Below are 16,708 nucleotides of genomic sequence, written 5' to 3'. Positions count from 1 at the left end.
GAAATATTGGAGAAAGTAAGTATTAATACCTATTTTTTTAAATGGGTATATTTACCTAATGACTTAATCCTTGCCAATCAGATAGTAAATAACCAGCGCACGTATCGTCCAATAGAAGGCAAAACCAATCACCAGCCCATTCCCCTGGAAAAACAAGTATAAACACCTTGATAATTATAAATATTTTACCCTATTTTTAATAATTATTAACCTCTTTAAACTTACATCATGGAAGTAACGCTCCTAAACATCGTTGAGATATTGAAAAAATATCTCCCACAAGACAATATGCCTGAAATATTGTACGACTCGCCAGAAACAAATTTCACCTACAATGAGAAAAGGCAGATTTTCAACATTTATTACCAATTCAGACCCACGGCAATAGTATTTTGTACAAACACCGAACAGGTATCAGCAGTGATGCAGTGTATTAAAAAATACAATTACAAAGGAATCTTGAGAGTGCTTTCCGGTGGTCATGACCATGAAGGTGAATGCTCGGCAACAGATTCCCTTTTAATAGACCTTTCGGGCATGAAAACAGTCGACATCCGGGCAGAAAAGAATTATGCCATCATACAACCCGGAATCAGGTTTATCGACCTCATAAAACAAATGAATGCAAAGAATGTTGGATTACCCCATGGTACCTGCTTTTCTGTACGCATCGCAGGCTATTCATTCGGTGGAGGCTGGGGTCCCTGGACACGTCAGAAAGGTATGGGCTGTGAAAGCCTTGCCGGAGTTACTATTGTATTAGGAGATGGCTCCTACAAATCTATCATAGACAATAAACTGATCCCTGTCTACGAAGGTAAACCCGTAAAAGACCTGAATGAAGCAGACCGCAAACTCTTATGGGCATTGCGTGGCGGCGGAGGTATGAGCTATGGAATAGTTACTGAACTCATCTATAAGACTTTTACCTTACCTGATTACACCACTAAATTTACAATTGCCTGGGATCAAAAGTTCAGCAAAGTCACTGCTCCTGCTATCGATATTTTGAAACGTTGGGAAGAACTCATTAACTATGATGTCAAAAAAGACCTCCTTGGAACGAATCTCAAAATTGTAGCCAAACCTAAAGATGAAAAAGCTCAGACTCCTGTAGAGAAATCCCTGCACGATTGTTATTTCTATGGCTATTACATGGGTACTAAAAAACAATTCAACAGCCAGGCAGCCTTCGAAAAACAAATCGAAGAAATGATCATCAAAGATTGGTTTCCGAAGAAACAATTTGGAGAATATAAAATCTGTTTTGAGGATAGCATAGAGGCTGCATTATCCAATAATACCACCGATGGTGCGGCTACGAAACTGATGGCAGTTCCTGATAAAAACAAGAGATCATGGAGTAGCTTTTCTGCATGGGACAGAATTGTAAATTGGGATACTGATCACCATAAAAACCCAGTCCTGGAAGGCATTTATCATACCGCTGCCCTACCACATCACTTTCAGGCCATTCCACCTGAAATAGACTTGCCAGCACCACATAAAATCACATCTAGATTCGCCTCAACAACGAATGATAAGGCACTGGCTGAACTTCGCAGAAAAAAGCTGATTGAAAGTATGGAATCTAATCTCTTATACGCGGAAGGCGCAAAACAAGGTTTGGTGACTTACTTTACCCTTGGTGCCATTAGCGGCGAATATTATAAAAATTACGATTACAAGGGAAATACTTTTCCGCAGGGCAGCTCCTTCCCATACAAAGGATGTAATTATACCATACAATATCAGGTTTGGTGGAACAATGATGGTGTAGATAATACGCTGGTACACCCTTATGTAAACCGGGCGCTCGACTGGTTAGAGGCTTGCCGTGATTATGATATTCCTGCTACTTACGGTGCTTTCATCAGCTTTAAAGATGACAGCATCCCAACTAAAGTTTATTTTCAGGACAGCTATGATCGCCTCAAGGAGATAAAAGAAAACTACAGTAAGGACCCGGACAATGTCTTGAGTAGCCGTAAAACAATTATATAGCAAAACAAATAACCCCTGCCAAACACAAGGCAGGGGTTATTAACTACTTCTTCCTCCTGATTCGGCTTAGACTTTCCGGCTTCATCCCCAGAAAAGAAGCAATATAGGTCAAAGGAACATGGTGCAAAATCCCAGGATAATTCTCAATCAGCTTTGAGTATCGCTGCTCCCCAGAAAGACTTGCCAATTCAAAAGACCTGGTTTCATGGTAAGCAATGTAATACTTTATGCTCCATTAAATAGGCTAAAGCTTCTTTTACGGCCTTTTCTGGTTTTTTTGGACTAAAACCCAGTTCTTTTCTGGCCTTGCTGATGTCAAAATTCTGTTGCAATCCAGAAAATACAGCAATATTGGTTCTTGTAATTTTAGGCGGCTGATTCCTCAATTTGGCTGCAAATTCCATTCCTCCTGCAATAGCAAATAACAAAAATTTTGGAACAGCACCGGGGACTCGAAGACCTAATTCAGGATATAATTCCTTAGCGAGCCTGGTGGTGTCGGTAATCGTCATACATTGTTCATTTGCCAGGATATAACGCTCCCCATTTCTTCCTTTTTCTGCAGCCAGCCAGCAACCCTCGGCTACATCTTTGACATCGATCCAATTCAGTGTTATTTTCGTATCAACAGGAATTTCTTTATTAAGAATTAGTTTAAGCACTCCGAACGATACGTTAAGAGGTAATAAAGCTTCACCACCGATCATGGCAGAAGGCATCACCACCACAAGTTCGATTCCTAAGTCTTTTGCCAGTTGAAAAGCCAGGCGTTCGCCATCGTTCTTAGAATTGTAATACATGTCTCTGCGGTCAGGATTATAGCCATAACTTTCCTTTGTAGGTAAATTTGTATAGTCCAACGCTGCTATCGAACTGACATAAACAATGCGCTTTACACCAGCTGCTGCTGCTGCTTCAATCGTATTCCTTGTTCCCTGAACATTGACATCATAAATCTCTTTTATGGGGTCTTTAGCCCAAATTTTAAAGGACGCCCCAACGGCATAAAAAGTATCTACACCTTGTAAGGCTTTTACAAAAGATGTTTTATCTGTGATGTCTGCCTGTACTACCTCGCAGTCCAGTCCTGCAAAAGGTACTTTATTCCTGATATTGCGAACTGAAGCCCTGACAGGTATCCCTTTTTCCAGGAGAAACCTAACCAGATTATTTCCTAAATGTCCATTTGCTCCTGAAACCAATGCTAATTTTTTCTGTGTCATGATGTTTTTTTATTAATGACACAAAGCTCATGAATAGGCTACCTGATCCACTTGACAATTGTTAGGAATTCCAGATCATAAAATTACACTTTAGTATAGTCCATTTATTCTTCCAGAAACTCAAATGCATATTGCAACCAGTCTTTAACGTACTTATCCAGGTATATATCTGGCTGTATCCCGATAATTCCCCCTGATGTCAATGATTAAATTTTCACTTGCTGCAATTGGTGGAAAGATCATTTTTAACCAAGTGCTCAATGACGTCAACGAAAGGAGATTCCTTCCATGTGTTTACAGTGAAATTTGCTCTTTTACACGACAGTGTAGCATATAAAGATATTTTAGTGACCAAATTTGACTAAACAATTTTTTCATGATGAAGAGACTATCAGAACTTAATTTAAATGAGCTTGCCAGGAGGAAGTTGACCATAACAATCGCTTTGATCGCGTTTGGGATATTGGGCGCTGCGGCAGCTTTAACCTTGAGTATTATTAAGCAAAACTTATTCTATTTATTCCTCTAAATGTACTCAGCAAATTAAAACTCCATCGCCTGCTTGCCACTCGATGGAGTTTTAATAATCCCCTGAACATTTAACAAATAAGATCGCATTCCAGCGATGTTTTCACTCTTGAATCTTATGGCTTTCTATATTGAAGCATTAAAGGAATCGGAACAGGTTGTTTACTTGCAAAACTATTTGGGCTTAGGTATTGTAGTTTTAATTTATTCCCTTCATTTTTCTGGATATATTCCAAACGGAAATTATAGAATCCCTTAATTAAGGGTAACACATAAGTGTATGGTGATTCTTTGTTAGTATTAGAATCTTCACAATGGATCAGTAGCTGGTCATTTAGATATAATTTTGAATCCTTATTCGCATTGAGTACAAAGGCATAATATCCTTCCTCCCTTGATTCCAAAAAGCCTTTAATCACTACCGCAAAATTGTTTTTAGCGGGTAATTTATCTATACCAAAATCAGCATTGGTCGTCCCTGATTGTTTTGGCTGCCGATTTTTAAAATCATCATTTTCGTTAAATTCTCCTTCATAATAATCATAATGAAAGCCGCCTGACTGCCAATCACTTTTCCTGGAAACAGGAATTAGAGTTTTTCCCCTCACAAAGGAACCTGTAACAAGTTTATCATAACGGCTCCGATTCGTAAACTGCTTTACATTAAGTGTTGTTCCACCTGTTAAATACAGTTCTGGCTTAATCTTCGCTGATTTAAATGTAGGAATAGTTCCGTCTGTGGTATATCGAACATTTGTGGTATCGGCAAAATACCAAACTGGAACTGGTTTGTCTTTTAATACCATCCCATTCATCGGATGAAACTCAACACCACTGCTCTGCCAGCCATAAGAAAACTTCAGGCCATCATGAATACTCTTCAATCTTACTGAACTATGTGTTTCATTCGGGTATCGAATGCTTTTCCAGGTCAGTCCTTCAGGGGCAAGTTTTTTAAGAATCAAATCCATGGTATCAATCTTCATTCCCTCCCCGTCCTTTCCTTCTCTTCCACTCATAAACAAAGTCACATTTGAATCCTTCAAAGCAGGCAGTTTATCTGCTGAGATGCGCTGTATGTAGCCATTATCCCACCATAAACTTGGATCCACAGCAATGTAAGATTTAAAGCTATTTGGTTCATTCAATAGCGCATTTATTACAAATAAGCCTCCAAAAGAATGCCCCCAGAGCGTATTATCACCATTTGAAGGGTACTTTTGATTGATGTAAGGAATTAGCTCCTCTTTGATAAAAGCCAGAAAATTCGCAGCTCCTCCAGAGGTCTTGAGATTTTCCACATGCGTTGGTGTAAGGTCTTTATTGCGATCAATCCCCATGATGCTTACCACTATGGTTGAAGGCATATAATGCTCTGCCTGTAAATAACCATTAATGGTGTTAATTAATCCGGTATTCCAATTTCCACCATCCAGCACATAAAGCACATCATATTTATCTGTACTCCCTGGTGTAAAGCCTTCCGGAACAAATATCTCGATCAACCGTTTTTGTTTTAATATCCTTGAGTTTAAAGAATCAAGTTTTCCGATGTCAAATCTACGCCTCAGGGTATCTTGTGCCAGAGCAGATTGATTTTGAGAAATGATTGCGACAAAAATGAGGATTAAAATGAAAATTCTATTTTTCATGGGAAAGGAATATTATGGGTTTATGGTTCAGTAATAGAAAAATTAAACGGTGGTGCCAACCATATTGGCAATTGAATCGCTCACGATAATAGCAATGGATTGGTCTGGATTAACTCACTCTGCAATATCGGAGAATTCCAGGTCGCACTCATTTTAATCAGTTGCTGATCCAGCTCGTCTTTCGCGAGCTTTTATGGGTAAAAATCCCCATTTGTTAAAAACAGGTATTTTTACCCATATCTAAATGGGCTTAAGGCAATTAACAAGCACATTGAATTTTTTCACCGGTCTGACTTGCATTGCTTCCTTCTGTGGCAAAGCCATCAAACTTCCACCACTCTAGTCCCCCGATCAGCTCTTTGACTTTAAAACCAAGTTTGGACATATTTAAAGCTCCTTTTGTTGAGGCATTGCATCCGATCCCGTCACAATAAGTTACATAAGTATAATCTTTATCCAGATGTTTTGTACGCTCCTCATTCATTTCACGATGAGGGATATTAATGGCGGTAGGAATATGCTCGGTATCAAAGCCAAAAGGCTTTCTTGCATCTAGTGCAATCACCTTTTCTCCATTATTTAAAGCCTCAAAAAGATCTGAAGGATCCATTTCAAAGGCCAATTTGTTTTCATAGAATTTGATTTGTTCGTTCATCTAATATAATTTTAAGCTCATGAATGTTAGTTGACTTTCCCCCAGATGCGGTTTATAAATCTCCTGCTAGGTCCTTCTACCCATCTGTATGTGACATAAGAGATCAAAATAAGTAAAACGAGATACACCAGGCAATACATCAGTCCAGGAAAAAGATCAATATTCTGCTTCCCCCTTCCGACTCCTACCGTGCCTGGCAAATAGGCTCCATGTGAAAATGGTTCCTGTAAAAAGATCTGCATAAGGTAAACGGAGTAAGAGATATTCCCTAAAAACTGCATAAATTTCAGGTTACAGAACTTAGCGATACTGCCTTGATTAGCCGTAAAACTAAGTACCAATGCTGCAAATAACAATACCGTTATTCCGTCATTTAGTGCAAAGTGCAAGCATAAAACGATTCCAAGGATTAGAATCAGAGAAACGAAGTCTGAAGAAAAAGCCTTTCTGAAGGCTTTTAGCTCGTATAACAAATAAACTAAAACGCCTACAGTGAAACCGGCGATTCCACGAATGTAACCGTAATCAAATGTAGTATTTAGGTTATGAGGAACCGGTATTGCTGGATTAATGGGATTTTTTCTCGGTAACATATACATGATCGCATAGTATGCAAAGACGATCAGCCCAAGAAATATAATCACGGAAATGGTTCTCTTTTTATTGATGCACAAGGCAATTACCGGAAACAGCAGATAAGCTGCCCATTCAGCGCTGATGCTCCAGGAAGGAATATTCCAGGAATAGATGTTGGTTAGTCCAAAAGAATGAAGTAAAAATATATTCGGTAAAATGTCAGATGGCTGCTCCAGAAGAATTGGAGGATTCCCCCAATCTGTAAGGTAGCGGACGATGACGACCAACAGCAATAAGGAAAATATATGTAAAGGGTATACCCTGGCAAATCGTGCTACAAAAAAGTTTTTTAAAGGTTCCACCTGAATACTGTCCTTGAACTGATCGCGGTACACATGCATCATGATGAAACCGCTCATGATAAAGAACAAGTCCACCATTAAATAGCATTTTTCAAAAAACATGGAGCTTGCCGCAGGAACGAATCTCGCAACAGCCATTTCAAAATGAAACACCGCAACTAGCAATGCTGCTATTCCTCGTAAGGCGGTCAAAGAAGAGAGGTAGGGTACTTTATGGGCGTTAATCTTGATAGGTTCTGTCTTTAATGGTAATGTTTCCTCAGTAGTAAAAGTTGGAATAGCGGTCTGGTTCATATTTGATCTGATGGTTTTAGATAAAAATTGCTGATTATAGCTGATACAATGCTTTTTTTACCAGGTAAAACAAGTGTAGAAGTTACGATATTTTTTTACACTATAAAATAAACTTTTATTCAGGAGCTGTAACCGGATCCGTTTTAACCGCGTCTGATGTGAAAAATGAAGCAAAACCCATGACTAAATACCTGTTACTATTCTTATTGATTTTCCTTTTTAATCCATTCCAGGTTGCCAATGCACAAAATCTTGAAAGCAAAATTGATAGCCTGATTCTCGCAGAATTTAAGGATAGAAATGGCCCTGGCGCCGTATTTATGGTTGCTCAGAATGGGAAAATTGTATATCAAAAAGCTTTTGGTAAAGCGAATCTGGAATTAGAGCTGGACCTCAGTCCTGAAAATATATTTCAATTGGGCTCTATGACCAAGCAGTTTACTGCTGTGGCTGTGCTGATGCTGGAAGAGCAGGGAAAATTAAATACTGGAGATCCTATCTCCAAATACATCCCGGATTACCCCTTAGGGGATAAAATAACCATCCATCATTTGCTGACCCATACTTCTGGAATTAAAGATTTCACCAAAATGAAATCCCTATCTACGATTGCCCAAAAAGAGATGACACCAAAAATGATGGTAGACTTCTTTAAAGATGAAAAAGCTGATTTTTTACCCGGGGAAAAATTTGAATACAATAACTCCGGCTATGTTTTATTAGGATACCTAATAGAATTGGTTTCCGGAGGATCTTACGAGGACTTTATACAACAACAGATCTTCCAAAAAATTGGGATGAATCAATCTTCTTATGCCAGTGATCGAAAAGTTATTCATAAAAGAGCTTATGGATATCATAAAAAAGAAACCGGCTACGTCAACAAAACAGTAATCAGTTTTAGTATTCCTTTCTCTTCAGGCTCCCTGATGTCAACTACAACTGACCTATTAAAATGGCAAAATGCGTTAAATCAGCATCGCTTACTCAGTACAAAAAACACGAACAAAGCTTTTCAGAAATACCGGTTAAACAACGGAGAAGCCTTTGATTATGGTTACGGATGGCACATTAAATCTATCCATGGAACGCCAAGCAGAGAACATGGCGGCAGCATCTTTGGGTTTAAAACCATGGGGGTTTACCTCCCTTCAAAAGACATTTATGTGGTCGGATTCAGTAACTGTGACTGCCAATCGCCCACACAAATCGCGAGAGACATTGCTTCCGCAGCACTTCAATACTTAACCAACAAGAAAAACTAGAAAAATAAAGAGGTCAACTCTAAATAAGAAAAAGACAATAATCAGAAGTCTTTTTCTTATTTAAAAGATTAAAATGCAGGATCATTTTAAATCTAAGGTTGTACCTGTGGGATGTCAGCATAAAGGCCATTATTTATTGCCGAGGCATATGCGGATGGATCATTGCCACATTTCACTACATCATCATATAACCAGATAAATCCACCGGCAACCCCATCTGGTGCCCATCCCTGGAAGTAAGATTGTATTTTATCCGGACTCATTCCGCTGGAACATCCATTACCATTCTGACACCAAAGTCCAGGATTGATAAATGCAGCAGCGTCAAAATCCGACCCCTTTACCTGTTTTACTGAAGCAATCCATTCAGGCACACTGTATAGATTTCCAGATCCACCAGAATAGCATTGCAAATTATAAGCGGTCACCAAACCAGGATTACTGGTGTTCAGCTCAACTAAACATTTGTTCCATAAGTCACTATTCCAATAAGGGCAAAAAGTAACTTCTTTATACCCAATGTCAGCAATCATCTCTGAAAATCTCACAATGGTGCTCTGGTCCAGATTGTCTTCATCATCAAGATCAATTCCATCAATTACAGGAATGGCTGTTAACAAAGCCTGGAAATTTTTGTAAAGATTGGTTTCAGGCCCGGTACCATATTCATTGATGAGTTGCATAATGTGGGTATAATCTGAAACCCCACCAGAACCAACAGAGAAAAGAATCCGATTTACGGAACCACCGGTTTTTACCGCTTCCAACTGAGCTGGCCAATTGGGATCTGCGATGTAATTGCCATTGCTGCAAAGTTGAATGTTGTTATAGGCCAAATCTCCGGTTGCACTTACATGCACCGACCAACAAATGATCGTGGAAAAACCGGATTGATTAAGGGCAAATAATGAGCTCTCGTTAGCGTACATGGAACCTCCTCCATAGATCGCTGAAGTGATTGTTTTCATTTTTTTAGATTTATTAGAACAAAAGGTTGATTGACCTAAAATTATTCTATAAATCGCGGATTTTTACAGGTAAATACCTCCGTTTTAAAAAATCAGGTATTAATACTTATAGCTCTATTTCAGGCATCATGAAGGTTTTCCGGGCAGGTTTTCCAGCTTCATTTTTAATGCATGATACTCTGTAGCCAGCGTTCTGAAGGCCTTGGCACCAAGAACGCCATCCTCAATTTCAGTTCTTTTTTTTAAATAATCTGCCTCAACCAAGTCAAAACGCGCTTTTAGAGCATTGTACTTTGTCTTTGCCGCAATGTCTCCCGCAGTTTCTGGCTGCCCATTCAGGTTGCCTGCATAGGCGCTATCAGAGATCATTTTTTCATTGGCCGATTTAAAGCATACATAAACCTCCATTTGGGCTTGTAACATCCATTCTTCGTTCAATGGGATAAAACAGCCCCCATCGCTCCTTCTCGCGGCATTCAGAAAGCTGGTTGCCCGCTTCTTTGTGGGATGACTTACCGCCACCATCAGGATGTCATCCGCAGCTCCATTGCGTAAGGCACTGGAATTCCACCTGATATTGATCCCAGCTGTTCCTTTTCTGATTCTCAAATCCTCTGCCATTTCCAGATCTCCATTACTAAGGATGACTTTGGTGTAATCTACTTTGATATTGGGATATTCACCTGTTAAAGCCTGTTTCTTATTATAGGAAGTAGCCAGATTATGTGGATTTCTAACGGTGCCTTCGGCCTCCAGTTTAAAGCTGACATTGATAAAATCAGTCAATGAGCTTACCAGATCCATAGTCACAGACATGGCCTGACGGTTTCCTTTTTGTTTTAAACTTGGTTTTCCTGGTCGACCGATAAGACGACAAACCGGCTGTCCATTTAACATATAGAAAACTACGTTTCCTATTTTCCCGGAAGGATGCCCATAAGGGCCTATTGTGCATTTTGCCATAATTGAGAGGTTAATTCGTCTATATTGACGTAGAGCAAGATAACATTAAATCAACACATTACCCATACCTACTCTATATCAAACTCCTATTTTCAAGTAACATTTTAATTGATTTACAATAAGTTGTACCAAAGTTGATTTGGCAATTTGTACAACAATAGCCCTAGCAACCTCCTCGAAAATTCTAATTAAAAATTTCAATTCTGTTCTTTATATATATATTTTATCGGGAGGACATGTGAAGCTGGACTACTAAAACTAGCTATGAGAGCAACTGTTGAATACCAAAAGGTTTGAAGCTTCGCGGGAAGGAAAAGCAAAATAGCCTTCCATAAAGATGAAAGGCTATTTTAAACGCTTATTTGATTTTAATACTCAATCCTTTGATGGTCTGCCAGCCTTCCTTATCGGTTAGTCTGATCATAAAATGGTAATCTCCGGGATCTATATCTTCAGGAACTTCAATTTCAGCATTCACCTGATGGCTTTTCAGTCCGGATGGAATAGGGATATTCCTGATCAACAAAAATGGTTTTACTGCTTTCTTTACTGGTTCCATCTCACATTCCTCCAGCTCAGTACTATGGGTATGGTGGTCAAAATTATGGTGTATGTCGACACTTAATGAGCCCAATTGCACATTGTCGCTCAGCAGCGCTTTAAAAGAAAACTTTTCTCCTCTTTTCAGTACGCTACATTGCTTCGGAAAGGCATCCGCCAGATTGGTATTGATCTCCGGATAAATGGTATCGATAGGCTCTGCCTTATCTTTACTGCAATTGCTCAGCACAAAACTAAGCAACATCCCACTTAGGATTAAATTCAGTTTTTTCATTTTATTTATAATCTATGGTGATGGGAAGGTTCTTATAAACGCTTCTGTTGTAACTCGTATTTTTATAAAGGATCACCAGATTATACTTTCCAGATTCCCATGCTTTTGGACCATTAATGGCATTGGGTATTGGTTCGTTGCCATCTTTATCTGCTCCAATGGTAATTTTCTCTCCGCCATAAACTCCGTTTACCTGTTTCAGGGTACTGATTTTTGAAGCCGCAGGAAGGTTTTTATGTTCCACTTTTGAAATCACAATCACTTTGCTGAAATCAAGCTTATCAATAGATTCTGGATAGTAATTTGCTGACTTTTTGATCAATAAAGTGTACAAAACTCCATCGCTTTTAATCTCAGAAACCTGGGCATGGGCCGTCATTTCATCCCCTTTTTTGAAGATCAATTCTTTCTCTACATAAGTTTCCATGTAATAAATCATGGTCTCATTACGAGAGATCATATCCCGGCCTATTTTTGGGTCGACAGGCATATTTGAAGGGTCGGTAATGCTAATTTCTTCCCTGACCTCCAGACTGGTTCCATTTTCATCCTGTACAATAAAAAGGAAATCATACCGGCCTTCCGGTGCTTCAGCTGGCATCGTGAAATGCTTGTGAACATTCGTGTTTTTCGTGCCTGCATATTCCGGCCAGTTCAATTCCAGTTTCCATTTTGCAGTATAGGTTTCCCCGGTTTTTTGCAGGATCTGAAGCTGTACACTCTTGATTTTCGTAGCCGCGGTCACATCTGCGTTGAAATGAAAATCTCTTCCTCTAAGGGCTTGTTTGTTGTTCGAGGTGCCAATCTCTATGTTTTCGGCAGTCGCAAGGGCCAGCTCTATCTGTTCGTCTTTTTTACAGGCCGAAAAAGCGGTAAACAATACCAGCACTGCGCTCATCAATTGTTTTGTCTTTATCATTGTATTTGTGTTTAATATGGGTTTCTATTTATTTAATGTGGTTTGAAAAGGGATTTTCAGGGAAAGAACAAGGTTTCTCCCCGCTTCTGGCAGGCCAATCAGGCGGTAAAAACTGGTATGGTTCAGGTACCTGGTGTTCATCAGATTTTGCGCCTGCAAACTAATTTGTAGCGGTCTTTTATTGATCAGGATTTCCGTTCCCAATTGCAGGTTAATCAATCCATAACCTGGTGTTTTCTTTTCCGGAGGAACAATATGGTTTTGCTTTGCAGTAATCCTGTAATCAACAGATAAATACGTCTTATGAAACTGCGATGAAAGTTCCGGCGACCAGGTTAAATTGAATAAGGCTGATGCAGGTGGAGAAAATGGAAGGGTATAGCCTTTCTTTTCTCCAGAGCGTTGTTGGGCATGTAAATATTCCCCCAGAAACTCTGTGCTCAGGCTTTTTAGCCATTTTACTTTTAGCTGCAGCTCTCCACCATAACGAACTACTTTACTTTGTGCATATTGAAAAATCTGATTCCCTGCACCATAGAAATAATCGTGGTCGGGAGTAGGATTTAAGTAGATGTAATTCGGAAAATAATTGTAAAATGGACTAACTAAAACAGACCAGCGATCTGCTGTCCAACCCAGACTTAAGTCTAGCTGATAAGATTGTTCCGGATTTAGTGTTGGATCACCTTTCTCATAACTGAAATAATGATAATTCACCCCATTTGCCCCAAGCTCTTTTGCGATTGGCATTCTGAAACTCTTACCGATATTTGCCTTCATCGAGAAATTTTCCAAGTTATAATTCATTCCAGCCGACCAAACGAGGCTATGAAAAGACCTGTTCAGATCATCTGCCCGAATCAGCTTTTTCAATTCGCTTTGAGCGGTACCGGATTCAAACCAATCGGCATATTTAAACATCCGGATATGGCCGTAGTCATACCTTAATGCGCCGTGTAAAAGCAGATTTTCATTAATCTTATATTTATCATAGGCAAAAACACCAGCAGTAAATTGTTTAAAAGCAGGCACTAAAAAGGTCCAGCCATCAATCTGGTTGTTTTGAAATTCGGAATTAAGGCCTATACTGAGCTGGTGCTTGCCCAATTCCATCAGATCTCTTAAACTGAAACTATAGACCTGTTTATCAAATTCCCGCTCCAGATCTGGAGAAAGCGTTAAATCTGCAGGATATACAGCTGGCATATAACCATGATTCACATAGGAACTAAACTCTTGTCGGAAGTTACGCTGATAACCGAGGTCCATTGCAAAATGGTGTGCATTGCTCCGGTATTCTGTTCTGTTGATCAACTTAAGGTGATTCACCTCCTGACTCGGCATTAAAATATCCCGGCTGGAAGCATCATGCATTTCTGTATCTACATTCCGGGGTTCCAGACCATGTGCATTTGCGAAAAATCCACTTTTGCTATAGACATTGCTGACAGAAAGCTGGGACCTGAATTTCTCCCCAACATAACCAGTGCTGAAATGAAGCGCGCTTTCCCGACCGGCAGTATTACGCAATTGGCTATTGTGTAATTTAACCGCATAATCGTATACATAAATCGTGTCGGCAGGTACCCGGTAATCGCCATAATTCTGATAGGTGAATCGGGAATCAAAAAACCAGTTTTCCTTACGGGCGTAGAGATTCACAGAACTTCCGTACTGCTGATTATTGCTTTTACCTAATAAGTTCAGCGATCCACCAAAGCTATGTTTCAGTGGTATGGGTTGTGCTTTTACATTGATGACCCCGGCAATCGCGTCCGAACCATACATAAAAGAGGCTGCTCCTTTAACCAATTCCACTTCGCCAGCTGCGAACTGATCCAGTTCCAGACCATGATCAGCCCCCCATTGTTGTCCCTCGTGTTTCAAGCCCTGATCCACCACCACTACCCGGTTGAAGCCTAATCCACGGATGAGTGGCTTTGATTGTCCGGAGCCAATGCCAATCGTTTTAATTCCGGGCAGACGCTCCAGTGTTTTCATTAAACTTCCACCCAGATTGCGCTGAATAAAATCACTGCTCAGGATTTCTACATTTAAGGCATCTTCTTCCTTGCGCAATTGTAACCGACGGTCATTAATCTGGACTTCTTTGAGCTGGTTGACTGCTGGTTTTTGTGCTTTTGTTTTGGTACTGTCGGTAACTGGAACCTGCTGCTGTGCAAAAACAGAGGAACAGGTAATTAAAAGGCAAAATAATAGCCTGTAACTTCTATTCATTCAAGTGGAAATATTGGAAATTATAGAACGTGAATGTGCATTAACTGCCCATGAGCGGACTGCATCCATTCGACTTTCTGGTTAAGAAAAATTCAGATAAAAAATGGCCGCCCGGAAAGCGGCCAGAAAATTAGGAGATATAGGGAGGTCCTTTATTGCTAAAACCCTGAACTGTGATTTTATATTTATCAGAATTTAGCTGCCTTCTAGTTGTAATTATTGTTGGGTAAATCGCCGGTAAGCACAATTGCGCTCCTGAAAAAAGTTGTTTGCCCTGGATATGATGGAAATAATCACAGATCGAACATTTGTCTGAAAGCTGTACCTGCTCCTTCCGAAAGTTTTGTGCTACACTTCCCCTCTCCATCTCCTGATGTACATGGAAAAGCTGGAGCGCAGCGAGGAAGGAAAACAAAAAGAGCAGCAGCAGAGAAAGTCCCTGCTTCAATTGATTCCTGATTTGTTTTTTGCTTTCTTTCACAACTGCATCAAAGTTGCATTAATATTTCGCAATAAACAAAATTTAATGCAACAAAGTTGCTATATTCCAATACTTATCCATAATCTCTTTCATTATAGGTCTACCAGAGTCATCATCACCACTCTCTGCCTTTTGTTTCAGCAATTCCTCTTTCATGGCGGTGATCGTTTGCTGGTATTCCGGCTGATAAATTGCGTTCTTCAATTCTTTAGGGTCTTTTTGCAGGTCATAAAACTCCCAGGCAGCTGGAGTAGCTACATTTGAAGCGTCTTTCATTCCTAATCCTTGTCCGTAGTAAAAGATCAGTTTATAACGCTGATCTCTGAGTCCGAAGTGGGCTGGTCTGTCTTTGCTATGCTCCCAATAACGGTAGTACACAGATTTGCGCCATGATTTCGGCGTTTTCCCCTTTAAGTTATTCCTGAAACTCTGGCCCTGGATGAAATCAGGTTTCTTAATCCCTGCATAATCCGCGAATAAGGCGGCAAAATCTATATTCATCACCAGGTCATTTAACCTTGTTCCTCCTTTAATTTCTTTGGGATAGCAGATCACAAATGGCATTCTGGAAGATTCTTCATACATCATCCGTTTGTCAAAGAAACCATGCTCTCCCAGGAAATAACCCTGATCAGAGGTATAGATCACAATCGTGTTTTCTGCTAGGCCATTACTTTTAAGGTAATCCAGCAAGCGCCCAATGTTATCATCTATTGCAGCGGCACAACGCAGGTAATCTTTCACCATCTTCTGATAGATTTTCTTACGTGCCTGAATGCTGTCCAGACCTTTAATATCGAAAGGCATTCCAGGATAGGTGGTCCAGTAGGTTTTAGGATTTTTCTGGTATTGCTCCCAGCGTTGTTCCAGCTCTTCCAGGTCCTGTCCTTTAAAGCTTCTGCCATTGGTTTCTGGTCCAAAGTCGAGGATGGATACCGGTTCAGGGATCGTTACTCCTGCATACAGATCATTATACCTTTCCGGATATTCCCAGGGCTCATGGGTCGCTTTAAAATGAGTCATCATGAAGAAAGGTTTACTGGCATCACGCTGGTTTAACCAATCGATGGAATAATCGGTCACCAGATCTGTATTGTAACCTTTATGGACCGTTCCGGTGGTTTCCCCATCATCTTTCCAATCCTTGTCGCTTTTGAATGTGGGATTAAAATAGACCCCCTGATTGTCCATCACCAAAAAATGGTCGAAGCCAGCAGGCTTTTGCTTGAGGTGCCATTTACCGATTAATGCGGTTTGATAGCCGTTGCTTTGCAGGACTTTTGCAATGCTTGGGTGTTCCGGACTCAAGCCATCACCCAGGGTGTATACCTTGTTTTTCTGACTGTACTGTCCGGTCATAATAGTCGCCCTGCTAGGTACACAGATGGAATTGGTACAAAAAGCATTGTTTAAAACTGCTCCTTCTGCCGCCATTCGCCTGATATTTTTATTGACCACATAGTCTTTCAACACGCCCCCATAAATCCCCCAGGATTGTGAGGTATGGTCATCGGCCATAATAAAGATAATATTGGGTCTGTCCGTTGATTTGCTCTGCGCAAAAAGGGAAGTGCAATTGGCCAGGAATAAACCATAAAGGAAGCAGATTTCTTTAAAGCGTTTCATAATTGGTTCTTTGAAAGTAGCATTGGTGTATGCCCACAAAATAACCAATTAAATTGCGCTCAAAAGAAATCTGACAACAATTTTACGCTGGATGTTGATCATTTTAGGCCGACCTACTG

Annotated in this window: 13 protein-coding genes; 3 read left to right on the top strand and 10 right to left on the bottom strand. The window is 40.1% G+C overall.

What is annotated here, in order from left to right; translation table 11 throughout:
* The first annotated feature begins 228 nt into the window (after positions 1 to 228).
* Positions 229 to 2,004, top strand: coding sequence for an FAD-dependent oxidoreductase (locus R2Q94_RS13040; protein ID WP_316821905.1), 1,776 nt, complete (start codon positions 229 to 231; stop codon positions 2,002 to 2,004).
* A 203-nt stretch (positions 2,005 to 2,207) separates the two neighbouring features.
* On the opposite strand, the gene R2Q94_RS13035 is transcribed toward R2Q94_RS13040, so the two are convergent.
* Positions 2,208 to 3,227, bottom strand: coding sequence for an NAD-dependent epimerase/dehydratase family protein (locus tag R2Q94_RS13035; protein WP_316821904.1), 1,020 nt, complete (start codon positions 3,225 to 3,227; stop codon positions 2,208 to 2,210).
* Positions 3,228 to 3,603: 376 nt separating this feature from the next.
* On the opposite strand from R2Q94_RS13035, the gene R2Q94_RS13030 reads away from it, so the two are divergent.
* Positions 3,604 to 3,756 (top strand): hypothetical protein, encoded by a 153-nt coding sequence (locus R2Q94_RS13030; protein ID WP_316821903.1) that lies wholly within the window; start codon positions 3,604 to 3,606, stop codon positions 3,754 to 3,756.
* Between the two features lie 115 nt (positions 3,757 to 3,871).
* Here R2Q94_RS13030 and R2Q94_RS13025 read toward each other — a convergent pair whose 3' ends face one another.
* The 3 genes from R2Q94_RS13025 to R2Q94_RS13015 all read right to left on the bottom strand — a co-directional run bounded on the left by R2Q94_RS13025 (position 3,872) and on the right by R2Q94_RS13015 (position 7,294).
* Positions 3,872 to 5,407 carry an alpha/beta hydrolase-fold protein gene (locus R2Q94_RS13025; protein WP_316821902.1) on the bottom strand — a complete coding sequence of 512 codons (1,536 nt, stop codon included), beginning with the start codon at positions 5,405 to 5,407 and terminating at the stop codon, positions 3,872 to 3,874.
* A 259-nt stretch (positions 5,408 to 5,666) separates the two neighbouring features.
* Positions 5,667 to 6,062 (bottom strand): rhodanese-like domain-containing protein, encoded by a 396-nt coding sequence (locus tag R2Q94_RS13020; protein ID WP_316821901.1) that lies wholly within the window; start codon positions 6,060 to 6,062, stop codon positions 5,667 to 5,669.
* Positions 6,063 to 6,088: 26 nt separating this feature from the next.
* On the bottom strand, positions 6,089 to 7,294 hold the full coding sequence (locus R2Q94_RS13015) for an acyltransferase (RefSeq protein ID WP_316821900.1): 1,206 nt from the start codon (positions 7,292 to 7,294) through the stop codon (positions 6,089 to 6,091).
* 158 nt (positions 7,295 to 7,452) lie between these two features.
* Here R2Q94_RS13015 and R2Q94_RS13010 point away from each other — a divergent pair, with 158 nt between their 5' ends.
* Positions 7,453 to 8,559, top strand: a complete 1,107-nt coding sequence (locus R2Q94_RS13010) for a serine hydrolase domain-containing protein (RefSeq protein ID WP_316821899.1) — start codon at positions 7,453 to 7,455, stop codon at positions 8,557 to 8,559.
* Positions 8,560 to 8,651: 92 nt separating this feature from the next.
* Here the strand turns inward: R2Q94_RS13010 and R2Q94_RS13005 are convergent, their stop codons facing one another.
* From R2Q94_RS13005 to R2Q94_RS12980, 6 genes are all read right to left on the bottom strand, one after another.
* A complete protein-coding gene (locus tag R2Q94_RS13005; RefSeq protein ID WP_316821898.1) occupies positions 8,652 to 9,527 on the bottom strand; it encodes a hypothetical protein in 876 nt (291 codons plus the stop codon).
* A gap of 126 nt (positions 9,528 to 9,653) precedes the next feature.
* Positions 9,654 to 10,490, bottom strand: a complete 837-nt coding sequence (locus R2Q94_RS13000) for a DUF6266 family protein (protein ID WP_316821897.1) — start codon at positions 10,488 to 10,490, stop codon at positions 9,654 to 9,656.
* A gap of 358 nt (positions 10,491 to 10,848) precedes the next feature.
* Positions 10,849 to 11,325, bottom strand: coding sequence for a DUF4625 domain-containing protein (locus R2Q94_RS12995; RefSeq protein WP_316821896.1), 477 nt, complete (start codon positions 11,323 to 11,325; stop codon positions 10,849 to 10,851).
* A 1-nt stretch (position 11,326) separates the two neighbouring features.
* Positions 11,327 to 12,244 (bottom strand): DUF4625 domain-containing protein, encoded by a 918-nt coding sequence (locus R2Q94_RS12990; RefSeq protein ID WP_316821895.1) that lies wholly within the window; start codon positions 12,242 to 12,244, stop codon positions 11,327 to 11,329.
* 24 nt (positions 12,245 to 12,268) lie between these two features.
* Entirely contained in the window at positions 12,269 to 14,482 is a 2,214-nt protein-coding gene (locus tag R2Q94_RS12985) for a TonB-dependent receptor (protein WP_316821894.1), read from the bottom strand.
* A 523-nt stretch (positions 14,483 to 15,005) separates the two neighbouring features.
* Positions 15,006 to 16,589 carry a sulfatase gene (locus tag R2Q94_RS12980; RefSeq protein ID WP_316821893.1) on the bottom strand — a complete coding sequence of 528 codons (1,584 nt, stop codon included), beginning with the start codon at positions 16,587 to 16,589 and terminating at the stop codon, positions 15,006 to 15,008.
* Between the last annotated feature and the right edge of the window lie 119 nt (positions 16,590 to 16,708).

The sequence above is a fragment of the Pedobacter gandavensis genome, from assembly GCF_032678465.1.
GTDB classification, from domain to species: domain Bacteria; phylum Bacteroidota; class Bacteroidia; order Sphingobacteriales; family Sphingobacteriaceae; genus Pedobacter; species Pedobacter gandavensis_B.
Note: the sequence above shows the minus strand (reverse complement) of the source record. Positions and strands in the feature narration are given on the sequence as shown.